At 64.0% G+C, this 17,052-nt stretch carries 15 protein-coding genes; 4 read left to right on the top strand and 11 right to left on the bottom strand.

Annotated features, from left to right (window positions below):
• Window positions 1–54 precede the first annotated feature (54 nt).
• The 10 genes from RA20_RS16630 to pdxR all read right to left on the bottom strand — a co-directional run bounded on the left by RA20_RS16630 (window position 55) and on the right by pdxR (window position 12,504).
• Window positions 55–936: a sigma-70 family RNA polymerase sigma factor gene (locus tag RA20_RS16630; RefSeq protein WP_039131208.1), complete on the bottom strand. Its 882-nt coding sequence runs from the start codon at window positions 934–936 to the stop codon at window positions 55–57.
• Window positions 933–1,394 carry a carboxymuconolactone decarboxylase family protein gene (locus RA20_RS16625; protein ID WP_039131206.1) on the bottom strand — a complete coding sequence of 154 codons (462 nt, stop codon included), beginning with the start codon at window positions 1,392–1,394 and terminating at the stop codon, window positions 933–935. The genes RA20_RS16630 and RA20_RS16625 overlap by 4 nt, the downstream gene beginning before the upstream one ends.
• Window positions 1,395–1,514: 120 nt before the next feature.
• A complete protein-coding gene (locus tag RA20_RS16620; RefSeq protein WP_039131205.1) occupies window positions 1,515–2,402 on the bottom strand; it encodes a dimethyl sulfoxide reductase anchor subunit family protein in 888 nt (295 codons plus the stop codon).
• The gene (locus RA20_RS16615) at window positions 2,402–3,166 is read right to left on the bottom strand and encodes a 4Fe-4S dicluster domain-containing protein (RefSeq protein ID WP_039131203.1); all 765 of its coding nucleotides are present in this window, start codon (window positions 3,164–3,166) and stop codon (window positions 2,402–2,404) included. Before RA20_RS16615 ends, RA20_RS16620 begins: the two co-directional genes overlap by 1 nt.
• Window positions 3,163–5,985 (bottom strand): molybdopterin oxidoreductase family protein, encoded by a 2,823-nt coding sequence (locus RA20_RS16610; protein WP_039131202.1) that lies wholly within the window; start codon window positions 5,983–5,985, stop codon window positions 3,163–3,165. Before RA20_RS16610 ends, RA20_RS16615 begins: the two co-directional genes overlap by 4 nt.
• Before the next feature lie 24 nt (window positions 5,986–6,009).
• The gene (locus tag RA20_RS16605; protein ID WP_039131200.1) at window positions 6,010–7,041 is read right to left on the bottom strand and encodes a YeiH family protein; all 1,032 of its coding nucleotides are present in this window, start codon (window positions 7,039–7,041) and stop codon (window positions 6,010–6,012) included.
• Window positions 7,042–7,185: 144 nt separating this feature from the next.
• A complete protein-coding gene (pta, locus tag RA20_RS16600) occupies window positions 7,186–8,214 on the bottom strand; it encodes a phosphate acetyltransferase (protein WP_039131199.1) in 1,029 nt (342 codons plus the stop codon).
• A 43-nt stretch (window positions 8,215–8,257) separates the two neighbouring features.
• Entirely contained in the window at window positions 8,258–9,004 is a 747-nt protein-coding gene (locus tag RA20_RS16595; protein ID WP_039131197.1) for a TSUP family transporter, read from the bottom strand.
• A gap of 4 nt (window positions 9,005–9,008) precedes the next feature.
• Entirely contained in the window at window positions 9,009–10,781 is a 1,773-nt protein-coding gene (gene xsc / locus RA20_RS16590) for a sulfoacetaldehyde acetyltransferase (protein WP_039131196.1), read from the bottom strand.
• Between the two features lie 262 nt (window positions 10,782–11,043).
• Window positions 11,044–12,504, bottom strand: a complete 1,461-nt coding sequence (gene pdxR, locus RA20_RS16585; RefSeq protein ID WP_039131193.1) for a MocR-like pyridoxine biosynthesis transcription factor PdxR — start codon at window positions 12,502–12,504, stop codon at window positions 11,044–11,046.
• Window positions 12,505–12,610: 106 nt separating this feature from the next.
• On the opposite strand from pdxR, the gene RA20_RS26185 reads away from it, so the two are divergent.
• The 3 genes from RA20_RS26185 (at window position 12,611) to RA20_RS16575 (ending at window position 14,479) form a co-directional block, all read left to right on the top strand.
• Window positions 12,611–12,838: a hypothetical protein gene (locus RA20_RS26185; protein ID WP_241482274.1), complete on the top strand. Its 228-nt coding sequence runs from the start codon at window positions 12,611–12,613 to the stop codon at window positions 12,836–12,838.
• A 24-nt stretch (window positions 12,839–12,862) separates the two neighbouring features.
• Complete coding sequence (locus RA20_RS16580) at window positions 12,863–13,354, top strand: hypothetical protein (protein WP_241482273.1); 492 nt, start codon at window positions 12,863–12,865, stop codon at window positions 13,352–13,354.
• Window positions 13,355–13,723: 369 nt separating this feature from the next.
• Window positions 13,724–14,479: an SDR family oxidoreductase gene (locus RA20_RS16575; RefSeq protein WP_039131210.1), complete on the top strand. Its 756-nt coding sequence runs from the start codon at window positions 13,724–13,726 to the stop codon at window positions 14,477–14,479.
• Window positions 14,480–14,556: 77 nt separating this feature from the next.
• On the opposite strand, the gene RA20_RS16570 is transcribed toward RA20_RS16575, so the two are convergent.
• Window positions 14,557–15,954 carry an aminotransferase family protein gene (locus RA20_RS16570; protein WP_039131191.1) on the bottom strand — a complete coding sequence of 466 codons (1,398 nt, stop codon included), beginning with the start codon at window positions 15,952–15,954 and terminating at the stop codon, window positions 14,557–14,559.
• A 285-nt stretch (window positions 15,955–16,239) separates the two neighbouring features.
• Here RA20_RS16570 and RA20_RS16565 point away from each other — a divergent pair, with 285 nt between their 5' ends.
• The gene (locus RA20_RS16565; RefSeq protein WP_241482272.1) at window positions 16,240–17,016 is read left to right on the top strand and encodes a 3-keto-5-aminohexanoate cleavage protein; all 777 of its coding nucleotides are present in this window, start codon (window positions 16,240–16,242) and stop codon (window positions 17,014–17,016) included.
• Window positions 17,017–17,052 lie beyond the last annotated feature (36 nt).

Genomic DNA, 17,052 nt, shown 5'->3' with positions numbered 1-17,052 from the left:
CCCCGGGGTGAATTGCCCCGAAGGGGCAAGAGGGGCTGGCCCCTCCCGCCCGCTCTACGCCAGCGCTTCGGCCAGATGCGCGGTCTTGTCCGGATTGCGGGTCACATAGATGCGGGACACCCGCCCGTCCTGGATTTCCAGGGAGGTTGCCTGCAGGATACCGTCCTCGGCCCAGTGCAGGATGGCCGGCAGGCCGTTCAGCCGACAGGTCCGCCAGCGGTCCGGATCGCCTTGCCCGTATTTGCGCGCAATGCCGTCGATCAGGCGCAGCACCTTGTCGCGCCCGTAAATCGGGTTCAGCGCCGCCATCGCCTTGCCGCCGCCGTCCGAGATCAGCTGCACGTCCTGCGTCAGCATCCGCGTCAGGGAGGCCATGTCCCCGGTACGGGAGGCATGAAAGAACGCCTCGGCCAGCTCCAGGCCCTGTTCCGGGCTTTCCAGTTCCTTGGGCGGAAGCTGCTGCACCTTGCGCCGGGCGCGCGCTGCCAATTGGCGGCAGGCCTCGGGCGAGCGCTCCAGCGCGGCGGCGATATCCTCGTAAGCGCCGTCAAAAATGTCATGCAGCAGGAAGGCTGCCCGCTCCAGCGGCGACAGCCGTTCCAGTGCCAGCAGCAGGGCCACGGTGACGTCGTGGTCCAGCAGTTCGGTGGCGTCCTCGGTCAGCACCGGTTCGGGCAGCCATTCGCCGGGGTAGGTCTCGCGCCGGGCCCGGGCCGACTTCAGCTGATCCAGGCACAGCCGCGTGGTGATCCGCATCAAATAGCCGGTGGGATCCTGAACCTGCGATTGCGGGGCTGCCTGCCAGCGCAGGAACGCATCCTGCAGAATGTCCTCGGCATCGCTCACCGTGCCCAGCATCCGGTAGGCGGCCGCGAACAATCGCGGCCGGGCTGTCAGGAACGCATCGGTTCCCTTTGTTTTCTGCTGAGCCTTCATGCGGCACTCGCCTCCTGGGCGGCAGGATGCGGGGTGCGGAAGCCGATTGCAATCCGGTTCCAGGCGTTGATTGCCGAGATCAGCAAGGTCAGCGCCACCTGCTCGCGCGGCTCGAAATGCTGCTGAACCGCAGCATAATCCGCATCCGGCGCTGCGGTGGTTTCAATCCGGGTCAGCGCCTCGCACCAGGCCAGGGCGGCGCGTTCCCGGTCCGAATACAGCGGCGACTCGCGCCAGGCGTTCAGCAGATGCATCCGGTCTTCGCTTTCGCCATAGGCGCGCAGGTCATGGCTGTGCATGTGGATGCAATAGGCGCAGCCGTTGATCTGCGAGGCGCGCAGTTTCACCAGCTCGACCAGGCTGTGCTCCAGAGTGCTCTCCTTGAACAGTTTTTCCTGCTCCAGCATCGGCTGAAACAGGTCGGAGGCGATGGAAAAGTAGTCAAGGCGCGGGGTCATCTGTCTGTTCCTTTCTAAGGGGTTCAGGAACAGGACGAGGCAGCCGGGCGGTTTGTGACAGGGCCGGAAGAAAAATCCGGAAAAAAGTCCGGGGCGCCGCATTGGGCGCCCCGGATAAGATCAGCGTTTGCCGTAGTAGAGGCCGACCACATGCTCGGCCTGGGCAAAGAACAGCCAGCGCGAAGTGGCGACGCCTGCCAGATGCGAGATCACCGCAAGCGCAGCAAACACATGTTTGATTGCAACGCCCTGAACCGGGGTCAGGATCAGCAGGAGCGGCAGCGCAAAGCCCAGCACAAAGGCGATCATCCGCAGCTTCTGCGCGTGCTTGCGGCCCACCACATGCACAAACTCGCGCAAGAGGTAGTTGGATCCGGTGTGCGGCGGCTCAAATGCCCGCACCGCGCCGCGATCACCCAGGCCGGTGGCGGTGCCCAGGTTGGTGCCGGAGGCTTCCAGCGCCTTGTCGCCCTTGGCCCAATAGGCCAGCTGCACCGCACCTGCGATGGCCAAGAGCCAGGGGGCCACGGCCTCGGCACCGGCCAGCAGCGCACCGCCCGCCAGGCTGAAGGAGAGGAACACCGCGGGCGTCAGCTCCATATTCCAGCGCGGGATGGTCTTCAGCTGGGTGTAGATCATCGAGGTGGTGAAGACTGTGGCGAGGCTGAGCGCGGCACCGATCCAGCCCAGAAGGGTCCACTGGCTGTCCATGAAAACCGCACCAAGCGCGTAAAGGCCCATGACGATCAGGGCGCCAACGGCGCAGACGCCCTCACGGCTGAGCCAGCTGGTTTTCCACTGGGTCAGGGCGCGCCAGGCGCGCTCGGGGTGGCCCAGGTGGAAGGTGGAGGCCAGGAGGCCGCCGCAGGCCAGGCCAAAGGCGATGGCGTAGAACACGAAGGCTACTGTGCCGGTCACAGCCGGCTGGCCAAGCCCGAGGAAGAACAGCAGGCCAAAGCCCAGACCCGACAGGGTGGTAAAGATGATGACTGAGGGTGCGGGATGCATCAGTTCGCTCCTCCCGGAAGTTTGTCGAGAGCCTTGTCCAGCCAGCCCATGAAGCCCTGCGGCTCCTCAGCAACCGGCGCCAGCAGCGGCGCGAGGATGTCGATTTCCTCTTCGATCGTGTCCTTGGGACGGGGCGGCAGGTATTTGTTCACCGGTTTGGTGCCCATTTCCGGCATCAGGTCCATGCCGCCGCGTTCTGCCACCAGTTTGGAGACATCGCTGTCCGGATCACCCAGATCGCCGAAATGGCGGGCACCTGCGGGGCAGGTCCGCACACAGGAGGGGATGCGGTCCACCTCCGGCAGGTTCTCGTTATAGATCCGGTCAACGCAGAGGGTGCATTTTTTCATCACGCCCTCGGCCAGATCCAGCTCCCGCGCGCCGTAAGGGCAGGACCAGGCGCACAGGCCGCAGCCGATGCAATGGTCTTCGTTCACCAGCACGATGCCGTCTTCCGAACGCTTGTAGCTGGCGCCGGTGGGGCAGACGGTGACACAAGGCGCGTCCTCGCAGTGCAGGCAGGATTTGGGGAAGTGGATCAGCTGGGCATGGCCCTGTTCCGGCTGCACCTCATAGGAGTGCACCCGGTTCAGGAAAGTGCCCGACGGGTCGCTGCCATAGGGGTTCTGGTCCGACAGCGGCGCTCCGTAGTTTTCCGTGTTCCAGCCTTTGCAGGAGATCACACAGGCATGGCAGCCAACGCAGGTGTCCAGGTCGATGACCAGACCCATCTTGCGGTCTGTGGAGTTGGGTAGCTCGGTCATTTGCCTACTTTCCACTTCAGTTCTTTCGGGCCGGTGCCGACCGGGGATTCCTGCGCCGGGAAGGCCGGCTGGCTTTCCTGCAGGTCAGATGGCGCGGCGGCCTTTTCGATTTTGACTTTGAGGTCGAACCAGGCCGCCTGACCGGTGATCGGGTCCGAGTTGGCCCACCGCATGCCGTCGCCCTTGGCGGGCAGCAGCTCGTGGATCAGGTGGTTGAGCAGGAAGCCCTTGGTGGCCTCCGGTGCATCCTCCTCCAGCGCCCAGGCGCCCTTGCGCTTGCCGATAGCGTTCCAGGTCCAGACGGTGTTGTCGTTGAGCGCCGCCATCTCCATCACCGGCACGGTGATCTCCCCGTGCGGCGAGGAGACCTTGGCCCAGTCGCCGTCCTGCAGCCCGTGCTCGCGCATCAGTTTGGTCGGGACATAAAGCGGGTTGCGGCCGTGCAGCTGGCGCAGCCAGGCGTTCTGGGTGCCCCAGGAGTGGTACATCGCCATCGGACGCTGAGTGAGCGCGTTGACGGTGAAACCCTCGTTGCCTTGCTGGTCGGTCTCATACCAGATCGGCAGCGGATCCATCACGTCCTTCACCCGCTGGCGCAGATGCTCCGGCGGCTGGCGTTCGCCGTGGCCTTCAGCCGCCAGCTGGAACTTGCGCATCGGCTCCACGTAAAGCTGGAACAGATAGGGCTGCGGGCTGTCATAGATACCCATGCCCACCGCCCAGTCCTGATAGGCGGTGTTCCAGGGTTTGTAGTAATCCGCGCCCTCGGGGATATGCGCGACGTAGAAGCCGCCGTTTTCGATATAGCGGTTCAGCTGGTCGGGGTTCACTTCGCCCCGGCCTTCCTTGTCGCCGTTCTCGCCGCGGAAACCTGCCAGCGGGCCGATGCCCGGCTTGCGCTCGTGGTTGACGATGTAGTCGGCGTAGTCCTTCCACTTGGCGGTGCGGTCCTCGTTGGTGAAGCCGGGCAGCTTCATCCGGTTGGCCAGCTGGATCAGCACCGTCTGGAAGCCGCGCACGTCGCGGTCCGGCTCGATCACCGGCCAGCGGATTGCGTCCGCCGCCGCCTCTGCCTCGCAGATCGGACGGTCCAGCAGCGAGATGCAGTCATGACGCTCCAGATAGGTGGTGTCCGGCAGGATCAGGTCGGCAAAGGCCACCATTTCGGAGCTGTAGGCGTCCGAGTAGATGATATGCGGGATCTTGTAGTCGCCGTTCTCATCCTTGTCGGTCAGCATCTCCATCACACCCTTGGTGTTCATGGAGGAGTTCCACGACATGTTGGCCATATACATGAACAGCGTGTCGATCTTGTAGGGATCGCCCGCATGGGCGTTGGAAATCACCATATGCATCAGGCCGTGGGCCGACATCGGGTTTTCCCAGGTGAAGGCCTTGTCGATCCGCGCCGGGCTGCCGTCTTCTTTCAGCGCCAGATGCTCCGGCCCGCGCACAAAACCCAGGTGCGGGCCGTCCAGCGGGGTGTCGGGCGTCGCCTTGCAGTGCGGGGTCGGGTGCGCCTCGACCGGCTTGGGGTAGGGCGGTTTGAAGCGGAAGCCGCCGGGAACCTCGACCGTGCCCAAGAGGATCTGCAGCACATGCAGCGCGCGGCAGGTCTGGAAGCCGTTGGCATGCGCCGAGACGCCGCGCATCGAGTGCATGGCAACCGGCCGGCCCACCATCTTGGTGTGCTTCTCGCCGCGGAAGTCGGTCCACTCGTGATCGAGCTCAAACGCCTCGTCAAAGGCGACGCGGGCCAGTTCGCCCGCAATGGCGCGGATGCGCTTGGCCGGGATGCCGCATTTGTCCGCAACCGCTTCGGGCGCGTATTCATCGGCCAGATAGCGTTCGGCCATCTGGTGGAAGACCGGGCGGTGGGTAACGCCGTCTTTCTCGTAGACCGCCGACAGGTCCGGGCGCACGCCGGGCTGGTCGAACGGGGTCAGCTTGCCGGTGTTGCGGTCGATGACCAGCATCTTGCCGTCCGCGTCACGCATCAGCAGGCCCTTTTCAGGCCCTTCCGATGCGTTCACCAGAACCGGTGCGTTGGTGTAGCGGCTGAGGTAGTCGAGGTCGATCTTGCCGGCCTTCATCAGCACGTGGATCATCGACAGGATGAACAGACCGTCGGTGCCCGGGGTGATGCCGACCCAGTCGTCCGCAACAGCGTTGTAGCCCGAACGGATCGGATTGACGCCGATCACCCGCGCGCCGCGCTTCTTGATCTTGCCGATGCCCATCTTGATCGGGTTGGAATCGTGGTCCTCAGCGACGCCGAACAGCAGGAACAGCTTGGTGTGGTCCCAGTCGGGCTGGCCGAATTCCCAGAAGGCACCGCCCATGGTGTAGATGCCTGCAGTCGCCATGTTGACCGAACAGAAGCCGCCGTGCGCCGCATAGTTCGGCGTGCCATAGCTTTGCGCCCAGAAACTGGTGAAGCTTTGCGATTGGTCGCGGCCGGTGAAGAAGGCCAGCTGCTCGGGCGCCTCGTGGCGGACAGGTTCCAGCCAGCCCACGGCAATGGCCAGTGCCTCGTCCCAGGTGATTTCCTTGAACTGGCCGGAGCCGCGCGGCCCGGTGCGCAGCATTGGGGCCTTCAGGCGCGAGGGCGCGTTGACCTGCATGATCCCGGCGGACCCTTTGGCGCAAAGCACGCCCTTGTTCACCGGGTGGTCGCGGTTGCCCTCGATATAGGCAACCTTGCCGTCCTTCATGTGCACGTTGATGCCGCAGCGGCACGCGCACATGTAGCAGGTTGTTTTCCGCACCTCGTCGGATACGGGGGGTGAAGTCTCCACCCGGGGTTGCTGGAATGTCATCTGGCCTCCCTTCTGGTCCCCCGATCAGGTCAATAGTTCGATCCCTGCCAGGATCAGCCCGGCAATGAACAAAGTTTCGACGATGATCAGGGCAATGGCCGCGCCTCCGACGGCCAGAACCTGTTTCAAGTTTGTTTTCATCCCCACTGCCGCGATGGCGGTGAGCAGCAGCCAGCGCGACGACTGGCTGAGGAATTCGGTGACGGCTGGCGGGATCACCCCGAAGGAGTTGATCCCGGCCAGCACGAGGAATGCGATTACGAAGCCCGGCAGGATCGGCGGGCGCTGGCCGTCCTTGGGCAGTTCGGCAAAGGAGCGGATCATCAGCGAGGCCACCAGCACGATCGGTGCCAGCATCGCCACCCGGATCAGCTTGACCAGAGTGGCGGTGTCGCCGGTCTGCTCGGAGATCGAGAAGCCCGCGCCGACCACCTGCGCCACGTCATGGATGGTGCCGCCCAGGAACACGCCGGCCTGGATGGAATTCAGCTCCAGAATGTTCACCAGGATCGGATAGGCGATCATCGCCACGGTCGACAGCACTGTGACGCCCATCACGGTAAAGATCAGCCGTTCTTCGGAACGCTCGTCGCGGGGCAGGATGGCACTGATGGCCATTGCCGCCGAAGCGCCGCAGATGGCGACCGAACCGGCGGTCAGAAAGGCAAAGCGCCACTTGTGGCCAAAGAACCGCGCTACCGCGAGGCCGAAGGCGATGGTGGCAACCACGCCGCCGATCACCAGGGCAATCAGGTCCCAGCCCAGCCCCATCATCAGCACCATCGACACCCGCACACCCAAGAGCGCCACCCCCAGCCGCAGCAGCGTCCGGGCCGAGAACGCAATGCCGGGAACCGTCTTGCCTTCTTCGCCCAGGAAGCTGACGGCAATCCCCAGAAGCAGCGCCAGCAGCATCGCGGGCGTTGCATAATGCTCCGCCAGGAACTGCGCGGTGATGGCGACAATGGCCGAAACCGCAATGCCGGGCAGAAGCAGGCTCAGCTTCTCCTTCAGGGCGCCGGTTTGCAGCGATGCGACAGTGGTTGAGATGGACATGACAGGAAACCTTGGATGCTTTCTTTAGGATTGGCTGCTGACGAGCATTGGCGGGTCCTGTTGGGTGGTTTGGGCGACCGTAAGACGGATCGCCTCAAAAAGGGAATAGTGTTCTTGTTGGGTTCAGAATTTTGGAACCGTTGTTCAATTTCCCGGTCTCTGGTTTTCCGCAGCCTGCAGGATGGTGACAGCGATGATTTGGGTCACATCCTCGGCACTGCAGCCGCGGGAAAGATCGTTTGCGGGTTTGGCCAGCCCCTGCAGAACCGGGCCGATGGCCGAGTATCCGCCCAGCCGCTGGGTGATCTTGTAGCCGATGTTGCCGGCGTCCAGGTTGGGGAAGATCATCACGTTGGCCTGGCCTGCAACGCTGGACCCCGGCGACTTGCGCTCTCCCACCGAAGGGACAAAGGCGGCGTCGAACTGCAGCTCGCCGTCGGCGGGCAGCTCCGGGTGCGCCTCCTGGAACAGGCTTAGGGCTTCGGTCACCTTGTCCACCGCCGGGTGCTTGGCGCTGCCCTTGGTAGAAAAGCTGAGGAAGGCCAGTTTCGGATCCACCCGCAACAGCGCGCTGGCCGATTGCGCCGATGCGGCGGCTATGGAAACCATCTCGGCAGGCTTGGGGTCAATGACCAGTCCGCAGTCCGAGTACAGCATCGCGCGGGCGCCCTCAGGCGCGCCTTCCGGCGGGTACATCAGGAAGAACGAGGAAACCATGCCCGCATTAGGCGCCATGCCGATCACCTGGATGGCGCTGCGCACCACGTCGCCGGTGGTGTGCACAGCACCGCCGACGGTGCCGGTGGCATGGCCCAGCCGGACCAGCATCGCGGCATAGACCAGCGGGGTTTCGGCAGCGGCGCGGGCCTTGGCCTCATCCACGCCCTTGTGCTTGCGCAGCTCATAATATTCGGCAGCAAAGCCGGCGGTCAGATCCGAAGCGGCTGGATCATGGATCGCGACGCCTTCGCTGGCTTCGGCGCCCTCGGCTTGCAGCACGGCTTCGACTTCAGCCTGCGGGCCGACCAGAATCACATCGGCGATGCCCGCCTGATGCGCGGCCAGGGCGCCTGCCACTACGCGGGGGTCGGTGCCCTCGCTCAGCGCAACAACGGGGCGGGTCGCCGGGGCTTCGGCCTTCAGCAGTTCGAGCGGGGACAAGGTCTGGGTCACGGGAGAAGTCCTGTAGCAGCGGTTTCGGGGCAGGGCGGGACGGTCAGAACGCCAGCCGCGCGATATTGATCAGCGACAGTGCGGTCAGCATCAGCACCACCGCGCGGCGGAACAGCGACTGCGAGACCAACTGGAATGTGCGGGACCCGGCCCAGATGCCGAGGCCCAGAATCGGGAAGGCCAGCAGGATGCCGGTCAGAGTTTCAGGCCCCACCAGCCCGTTAGCGGCCATCACCGGCAGCGCCATGATGTCGATGCCGGTCAGAAACACGATCATCGTGGCGCGGAACACTGCCGGAGCAACCGGCTGCGCAGTCAGGAAGGCCGCGGTGACCAGGCCTCCGACACCGGCGCTGTTGGCAATGCCCGACAGCGCGCCGACGCCGGCCGTGCCGTTGCGCCCGACGGGGCGGCTCACTTGCCAGCCGCTCAGCAGCACCAGGCTTAGCACCAGGATCAGGCTCGAGATTGCCAGCCGCGCCTCGTATTCTCCGAGCCGGGCCATGATGGCGATGGCCGGGACGGTGGCAACAGCGGCGCCGCCCAGCAGGGCAAAGGCGCGGTGCCAGTCGATATGCGGGCGGATGTCGCGGGCCTGAAAGGCGGTCATGGCGATTTCGCAGGAAAACACCACGGGGATCAGCGGCAGAGGATTGGTCGTCAAAGCCGCCAGAATGATGAAGATCGCGGAGAATCCGAAGCCGGAAAAGCCCCGGATCAGGGCCGCCGCGAATAACGCGGCGGCCAGAAATGCCCCCTGGCCGGTGGACAGGTCAAAGGGCAATTCCATGGTCTTAGACTTTCTGCGGACGCATGTCGTCCTTGCTGATGCCTGCAACCTGAACCGGCTTCTTCATCGCGTCGCGGCGGAAGGGCTCGCCCAGTTCCTGGTTGATCATTGCTTCGATCAGGGTGGTGATGCCCTTCTTCTGGTCTTCGCAGGCCTGGCGCAGGGCGTCGGTCAGCTCTTCCTGAGTGCGGGCAATCACACCTTTCAGGCCGCAAGCATTGGCGATACCGGCATAAGACACCTGGGTGTCCAGCTCGGTGCCGACAAAGTTGTCGTCGAACCACAGGGTGGAGTTACGCTTTTCCGCGCCCCACTGGTAGTTGCGGAAGACAACCTGGGTCACGGCGGGCCACTCTTCACGGCCGATTGCGGTCAGCTCGGTCACTGCGATGCCAAAGGCGCCGTCGCCGGAGAAGCCGACAACCGGAACGTCCGGGCAGCCGATTTTCGCACCGACAACCGCCGGCAGGCCGTAGCCGCAGGGGCCGAACAGGCCGGGGGCCAGGTACTTGCGGCCTTCCTCGAAGGACGGGTAGGCGTTGCCGATGGCGCAGTTGTTGCCGATGTCGGAGGAGATGATCGCATCTTTCGGCAGGCCGGCCTGGATCGCACGCCATGCACGGCGCGGCGACAGCCAGTCAGGCTTGGCTGCGCGGGCACGCTCGTTCCAGGTGGTGCCGGGATCGTCCTGCTCGCTGTCCATCGAGGACAGTTCCTGCGCCCAGGAGGATTTGGTGTGCGCGATCAGCGCCTTGCGCTCGTCGCGGCCCTCGTCGCCTGCGGTGCCGGACAGTTTGCCCAGGATGGTGTCCGCAACCTGCTTGGCGTCGCCGACGATACCCACGGTGACTTTCTTGGTCAGGCCGATGCGGTCCGGGTTGATGTCAACCTGGATGATTTTCGCGTCGGTCGGCCAGTAGTCGATGCCGTAGCCCGGCAGGGTCGAGAACGGGTTCAGGCGGGTGCCCAGGGCCAGAACGACGTCGGCTTTGGAGATCAGTTCCATGCCGGCTTTGGAGCCGTTGTAGCCCAGCGGGCCAGCGAACAGCGGGTGCGAGCCGGGGAAGGCGTCGTTGTGCTGGTAGCCAACGCAGACCGGGGCGTCCAGGCGCTCGGCCAGGGCCATCGAGGACGGGATCGCGCCGCCGATAACAACGCCGGCACCGTTCAGGATGACCGGGAATTTCGCGTTCGACAGCAGCTCAGCCGCTTCGTTCACCGCGTCGGTGCCGCCTGCGGGGCGTTCGAAATCAACAACGGCCGGCAGGTCGATGTCGACAACCTGGGTGAAGTAGTCGCGCGGCACGTTGATCTGGGCCGGTGCGGAGTTGCGCTTGGCCTGCATGATCACGCGGTTCAGAACCTCGGCCATGCGGGACGGGTCGCGCACTTCTTCCTGGTAGCAGACGCAGTCGGCGAACATGCGCATCTGTTCCATTTCCTGGAAGCCGCCCTGACCCATGGTCTTGTTCGCGGCCTGCGGGGTGACCAGCAGCAGCGGGGTGTGGTTCCAGTAAGCGGTTTTGACGGCGGTCACAAAGTTGGTGATGCCGGGGCCGTTCTGGGCGATCATCATCGACATCTTGCCGGTGGCGCGGGTGTAGCCGTCGGCCATCATGCCGCCGGAGCCTTCGTGGGCGCAGTCCCAGAAGGTGATGCCTGCAGGCTCGAAGATATCCGAGATCGGCATCATTGCCGAGCCGATGATGCCAAAGGCATGCTCGATGCCGTGCATCTGCAGGACTTTGACGAAGGCTTCTTCGGTGGTCATTTTCATGGCGGGTTCTCCTGAATGAGACGCGGAATTCCCCCGGGCGCACTGCCGGGAATTGACTCTGGTTTAGGGGGCAGGTGCAGACCGGGTTAGGGCCAGTTCTGAAACCCGGATAGGTCCAAAACCGGATCCATGAAAATAGTACCGCCGGATTTTCACATAAGCATCAGCCGGTCAGCCCATAACAGCATCATAAAAACCAGCAATGCTAAAAATGATACGATTGGTATCATTTGTCGCGCCATGCGCGGAATGGCTCAGAAGCTCAGCCCTGTTTCAGCGCTTTGGCAAGCAAGGCCAGTCCGGGCTCGATTCGGGTGGCGGGAATCGAGGAATAGCCCAGGCGGTAATAATTCTGCTTGCGGTGCTCGGCGGCAAAGAAAGGCGCGCCGGGCTCGATGATGACGCTCTTTTCCTTGAGCCGCTCGGCAACCGCGGTGGCATCAATCCCTTCGGGCGCCTGCATCCACAGGGCCGAGCCGCCAAAGCTGCCGACGCCGGCGATTGTCAGCCCGTGCTTGCGGATTGCATCCTCGATCACTGCGCGGCGGTCGTGCAGCACCTTGGCGGTGCGGCGGATCTGGGCGTCGTAGTGCCCCAGCGACAGGAAATAGGCGACGGTGCGCTGCACATGGCCCGGCGGATGCCGCAGCACGCTCGCCCGCAGCGCCCGGGCCTGTCGGATGAAAGGCTCCGAGCCGACCATGTAGCCCAGCCGCAGCCCTGGAAACAGCGATTTGGAGAAACTGCCGGCGTAGATCACCCGTCCCTCGGTATCGAGCGACTTCAGCGAGGGCGAGGGGGCGCCGAGGAAGGACATTTCGAATTCGTAGTCGTCCTCGACAATCACCGCGTCGATGTCGCTGGCCCGCTGCAGCAGCTCCTTGCGGCGTTCCATCGGCATGGTGAAGGTGGTCGGGCTCTGGTGGCTGGGGGTGCAGAAGATCACATCGGTGTCTTCTGAAATCTGTTCCGGCGGCAGCCCGCCCTCATCCACGGGGATGCAGTCCAGCTGGCAGCGGGTCTGCACCACCTGATCGCGCAGAGTGTAATAGGCGGGATCTTCCACCGCTGCCCGCCGCCCGCGGTTCAGCAGCAATTGGCAGGTGATCCACAGCGCGTTCTGGGCGCCCAGCGTGATCAGGATCTCCTCGGGCCGCGCCGTGATGCCGCGCCGGGGCAGGGTGTGGCGCGCGATGTATTCTAGCAGCAGCGGATCATCCTGGTCGAAGTAGTCATTGGCCAGCGCCGCGAAATCCTTCTGCCCCAAGGCCCGCAGCGCGCACAGCCGCCAGTTGGCGTGATCAAACAGCGACGCATCGGCCTGGCCATAGATGAACGGATAGCGGTAGTCGCGCCAGCCCTCGGGCTTCCGCGGCGTGTCGCCGCCGGTAAAGCTGCGCGCCAGCGCCTTGCCCCAGTCCACGGAATCGCCGGACTTCTGCTGCGGCGTATAGGAGGGCGGCACCGGCGCATTGTCCGAGACGAAATAGCCAGACCGCCCGCGCGAGGTGAGGTAGTCATTGGCCAACAGCTCGGTATAGGCCAGCGTCACCGTGATCCGGCTGATGCCGAGATGCGCGGCCAGCTTGCGCGAGGAGGGCAGTTTCTCTCCGACCCGGAACCGGCCCGAGAGAATGCCCTCGGCAATCATCTCCTGGATCTGCGCCTGCAGGGTGCCCTGGGCGTCCGGGTTAAGAAAGAAGGTGTCGACTGAAATGGCCATGCGCGCCACCTTAGGGTGGACTTAAACGCGGTGCAATCTGGACTTAGGGCCAGTTTGGAGGATTCTGCGGCTTGCTCTGGCCTGCGCCCGGTGCCAGCGTGCCTCCATGTTCAAGATCTTTGGCCATCTGGCGCTTGCTGTTCTTTTCACACTTGTTACGCAGCTGGGCGGTCTGGCCTGGCTTGGCGCTCTCCTGTTCCGGCGCAGGCTGCTGGCCTTCCTGATTCTCTATGCGGGTCTCAGCCTGGCCGCCGTCTGGGCCGCACCGCAATTCGGGCGGGTCGCTCTCAGCTGCTGGGACCGCGGACCGCTGCAGATGCAGTCCTGGTTCTAGTGCGCGCTGAACCGGAACTATGTGGTGCCTGAACTGGCAGATCTGCTGCGGGACACGGCGGCTGCTGTGGATGCAGCGTATCCCGGCGCCGTCACCCAAGTGCTTGACGCAAATTTCCCGTTCCTTACCGGCTTCCCGCTGTTGCCGCACCTGTCCCATGACGATGGCCGCAAAGCGGACCTTGCCTTCTACTACACAGATGCCAAGGGGTATGAACCCGGGGCAACCCGTTCCCCCATCGGCTACTTTGCCTTTGAACAAGGGCCGGCGGATTGCCCCGGCAATTGGCTGACGCTGCGCTGGGATTTGAATGCTCTGCAGCCTTTGTGGCGGGAGCTGGAGGTTGATGCCGCCCGGACACGCTATCTGCTGCAGGTGCTGGAAGAGGATGCGCGGGTGGAGAAGATGTTCCTGGAACCGCATTTGCAGGACCGTTCGGGAGTGCATTCAGGCAAACTGCGCTTTCAAGGCTGCCGGGCGGCACGGCATGACGATCACATCCATTTGCAGCTCTGACCCGGGCCGGAAACACTCCGCCCGCTGGCGAAGCTGACAGATTTGCCAAAAGCCCTGAGCCCGGAGGTAATCCGCACCGTGCCGTCAGGCTTCCTGTTCCGGAGGATAGGACAGGGGTGCGGTGGCGGAGCACTCCCGCCCGGCGCGAAGCAATCAGAGATTGCCCCGCTCCCGTTGGGCCTGGCGCCGCGCTGGCGCGCGGCGCCCTTTCTTTCCGCCGGCAAGCCGCTGAGGGGCAGGGCTTTTGAAGCCCCTGACCCGTTTCTTGCGGGAACGGGAACGTCCCCGTCTGCAACCGCAACAAACGGGTCGAAGCGGGGCAAAAGCGGCTGTTAGGTCAAGCCATTCAACCTATTGGAGGCCTTGAACATGGAACTAAAGAACAAAACATTCATCATAACCGGCGCAAGCAGCGGCATTGGTGCCGCGGCGGCACAGCTTTTTGCAGCGGAAGGCGCGAATGTCGTGCTGGGCGCGCGGCGGAAACCGGAACTGGAAAGCCTGACGGCACAGATCTGCAGCCGCGGCGGCCGGGCGGCCTGCCTCGCCGGGGATGTGACGGAGGAAGCCTATTCGGTAGCGCTTACCGGGCTTGCAGCGGAAGCGTTCGACGGGCTGGACGGGGCTTTCAACAACGCGGGCGTGATGGGAGAGCTGGGACCGGCGGACCAGATGGAGGCGGACAATTGGAATGCGGTTATAGCCGCCAACCTGACCGGAGCGTTCTTCTCGGCCAAGGCGCAGATCCCGGCCTTGCGTGCGCGGGGCGGCGGATCGCTGGTCTTTACGGGCTCCTTTGTCGGGGTCAGCAATGGCGGCATGCCGGGCATGGCGGCCTACGCGGCCTCCAAGGCGGGGCTGGCCGGGCTGGTTAAATCGCTTGCGTCTGATCTGGCCGCGGAGGGTATCCGGGTGAATGCGCTGCTGCCAGGCGGCACCAAAACGGCAATGGCCGGGGAGGACCCGGAGACACACAGCTTCATTGCCGGGCTGCACCCAATGAAACGGATGGCTGAGCCGGAGGAAATCGCCCAGGCAGCTCTGTTTCTTCTGTCCGGCCGCTCCAGCTTTGTGACAGGAGCGTCCCTGGCCGCGGATGGCGGCGTGGGCGTTCGGCTTCTGTGACCTGCACAGGGCATGCAAAAAAGAAAAACGCCCCGGAAAATCCGGGGCGCAGTGTTTCGTCCAACAGGGAGAGGTTGTTAGCCGAAGACTTTGGTCAGCGCTTTGTCGACCGCGTCGCAGATCGCGTCGATGTCGTCTGCGGTGGCGATCAGCGCCGGGCTGAAGCACAGGGTGTTGTTGCGGCCCGGCAGCGAGCGGTTGGTGACGCCGATGATCACGCCCTGCGCGCCGCATTCCGCGACAACCTGCTGGGCCAGTTTCTCGTCCACCGGCTCCTTGGTTTCGCGGTCCTGCACCAGCTCGGCGCCGATGAACAGGCCCTTGCCGCGCACATCGCCGATCACGGCGTGCTTTTCCTGCAGGGCTGCCAGGTTGTTCAGCATCCGCTCGCCCATGGCGTTGCAGTTGTCCAGCAGGTTCTCGTCTTCGATGATGCGCATGTTTTCCAGCGCTGCCGCCGGACCTGCGGTGCAGCCGCCGAAGGTGGAAATGTCACGGAAGTAGCCCATCGGGTCCGATGCGTCTTCCTTGAACATCTCAAAGACTTCTTCGGTGGTGACCATGCAGGCAATCGCCGCGTAGCCGGAGGCCACACCCTTGGCCATGGTCACGAAGTCGGGCTTGATGCCGTACTGCTGGTAGCCGAACCATTTGCCGGTGCGGCCGACGCCGCAGACCACTTCGTCGATGTGCAGCAGCACGTCGTACTTCTTGCAGATCTCCTGCACGCGCTCCCAGTAGCCTTCGGGCGCTTCGATCACGCCGCCGCCTGCGGTCACCGGCTCCAGGCACAGGGCGCCAACGGTTTCCGGGCCTTCGCGCAGGATCACTTCCTCAATGGCGTCTGCGGCTGCTATGCCGAACTCGCGGCCGGACAGGTGCTCCAGGCCCAGTTCATGCTTGCGGTATTCCATGCAGTGGGGGACACGCACGAAGTCCGGCGCAAAGGGGCCGTACTGTGCGTTGCGCTCGTCCTGGCCGCCCGCCGACATGGTTGCCAGGGTGGAGCCGTGGTAGTCGCGGTCGCGGTACAGGATCTTGGTTTTCTTGCCGCCGTATTTCTTGTGGGCGATCTGGCGGACCATCTTGAAGGCCTTCTCGTTGGCCTCGGATCCGGAGTTTGTGTAGTAGACGCGGGTCATGCCCGGCATCTTCTCGATCAGCTTTTCGGCAAACAGCGCGCCGGGGATGGAGCCCGCGGAATTGGCGAAGTAGCAGACCTTCATCAGCTGGTCGTAGACAGCCTTGCAGACGCTCTCGCGGCCATAGCCGACGTTGACGGTCCACACACCGCCGGAAACCGCATCCAGGAATTCCTTGCCGTTCTGATCCCAGACGCGCATGCCTTTGCCCTCGACAATGATGCGCGGGTCAGAGGTTTCCAGCGCCTTGTGCTGGAACAGGTGGTGCCACATGTGGGCCTTGTCGGCCTCGACTACGCGGGAGAGATCGTTTTCGTTGAACGTGCCGTCCATGACATGTCCTTTCGGCGTTGGAAGTGAATCAGGCTGCCCGCCAGCCTACACGGGCTTTGAGGCGTATTATGTACCAGAAACGTCAGTTTCGTGTAATTCGTTAGGGCCAGAGCATGTGCTTGCTTAAGTCCAGAGATGAGCGGTTCCGGCAGGTTGTCTGGTATGAAACGGAATAAAACAGATGTTTTGAAATCGCCTTCTTGAGAGCGGATGTGCCGCCGGGTCAGGCTGTACCAAACCCTGGACGCGAGTCGCAGCGGGGCAGGCCGCAAAAGGAGGAGACCGGTGGCGGAATACGGATTGATGGTGGCACCCAACGGCGCCCGGCGCACGCGCGGGGATCACCCCGAACTGCCGGTGGCACCGGAACAGACCGCAGAAACGGCGGCTGCCTGTTTCGCGGCCGGCGCCCAGGCGCTGCACCTGCATGTGCGCGATGATGCGGGACGCCATTCGCTGGATGCCGGCCGCTACCGCGAAGCCCTTGATGCGGTGCGGGAAAGCGCGCCGGGCATGGACGTGCAGATCACAACAGAGAGCGCAGGCATCTACGATACGGCCGCCCAGCTTGCCTGCCTTGAGGCGCTGCGCCCGGCGGCAGCCTCGGTCTCAGTGCGGGAAATGGCGCGGGACCCGTTGCTGGCCGCGCGCGCCTATGCGCTGTGCGCCGAAGCGGGCACTCAGGTGCAGCACATTCTCTACGGCCCTGACTGCATCGCCCAGCTGCGCAGATGGTATCAGGACGGCACCGTGCCGGGCTCCATGCGCGATGCGATCTTTGTTCTGGGCAAATACATTCCGCCGGTGCTGGCGCAGCCCGAAGGCCTGACGGCATTCCGTGACGCAACGGCAGATTTGCGCCTGAACTGGACCGTCTGCGCCTTTGGCCGCCATGAGCACGCCTGCCTGCTGGCCGCGGTGGCCGCGGGCGGGGATGTGCGAATCGGATTTGAGAATAACATCGAAACACCTGAGGGCGGGCTGCTGGCAGACAATGCAGCCTCGGTTGCCGCCTTCGTTCAGGCCGCGCGGGACGCAGGCCACCGCCTCAAGGAGAACTGATCATGTCTCACGTCTTCCCCCGCCATACCAAGGCCG

This window comes from Leisingera sp. ANG-Vp, assembly GCF_000813725.1.
Lineage (GTDB): Bacteria > Pseudomonadota > Alphaproteobacteria > Rhodobacterales > Rhodobacteraceae > Leisingera.
The sequence above is the reverse complement of the archived record's forward strand: the minus strand, read 5'-3'. Positions and strand labels throughout refer to the sequence as shown.

What these genes read in the sequence shown, in the direction of transcription:
- RA20_RS16630 (WP_039131208.1), bottom strand. Translation starts at nt 936, where the DNA reads ATGAAGGCTCAGCAGAAAACAAAGGGAACCGATGCGTTCCTGACAGCC.
- RA20_RS16625 (WP_039131206.1), bottom strand. Translation starts at nt 1,394, where the DNA reads ATGACCCCGCGCCTTGACTACTTTTCCATCGCCTCCGACCTGTTTCAG.
- RA20_RS16620 (WP_039131205.1), bottom strand. Translation starts at nt 2,402, where the DNA reads ATGCATCCCGCACCCTCAGTCATCATCTTTACCACCCTGTCGGGTCTG.
- RA20_RS16615 (WP_039131203.1), bottom strand. Translation starts at nt 3,166, where the DNA reads ATGACCGAGCTACCCAACTCCACAGACCGCAAGATGGGTCTGGTCATC.
- RA20_RS16610 (WP_039131202.1), bottom strand. Translation starts at nt 5,985, where the DNA reads ATGACATTCCAGCAACCCCGGGTGGAGACTTCACCCCCCGTATCCGAC.
- RA20_RS16605 (WP_039131200.1), bottom strand. Translation starts at nt 7,041, where the DNA reads ATGTCCATCTCAACCACTGTCGCATCGCTGCAAACCGGCGCCCTGAAG.
- RA20_RS16595 (WP_039131197.1), bottom strand. Translation starts at nt 9,004, where the DNA reads ATGGAATTGCCCTTTGACCTGTCCACCGGCCAGGGGGCATTTCTGGCC.
- xsc (WP_039131196.1), bottom strand. Translation starts at nt 10,781, where the DNA reads ATGAAAATGACCACCGAAGAAGCCTTCGTCAAAGTCCTGCAGATGCAC.
- pdxR (WP_039131193.1), bottom strand. Translation starts at nt 12,504, where the DNA reads ATGGCCATTTCAGTCGACACCTTCTTTCTTAACCCGGACGCCCAGGGC.
- RA20_RS26185 (WP_241482274.1), top strand. Translation starts at nt 12,611, where the DNA reads ATGTTCAAGATCTTTGGCCATCTGGCGCTTGCTGTTCTTTTCACACTT.
- RA20_RS16575 (WP_039131210.1), top strand. Translation starts at nt 13,724, where the DNA reads ATGGAACTAAAGAACAAAACATTCATCATAACCGGCGCAAGCAGCGGC.
- RA20_RS16570 (WP_039131191.1), bottom strand. Translation starts at nt 15,954, where the DNA reads ATGGACGGCACGTTCAACGAAAACGATCTCTCCCGCGTAGTCGAGGCC.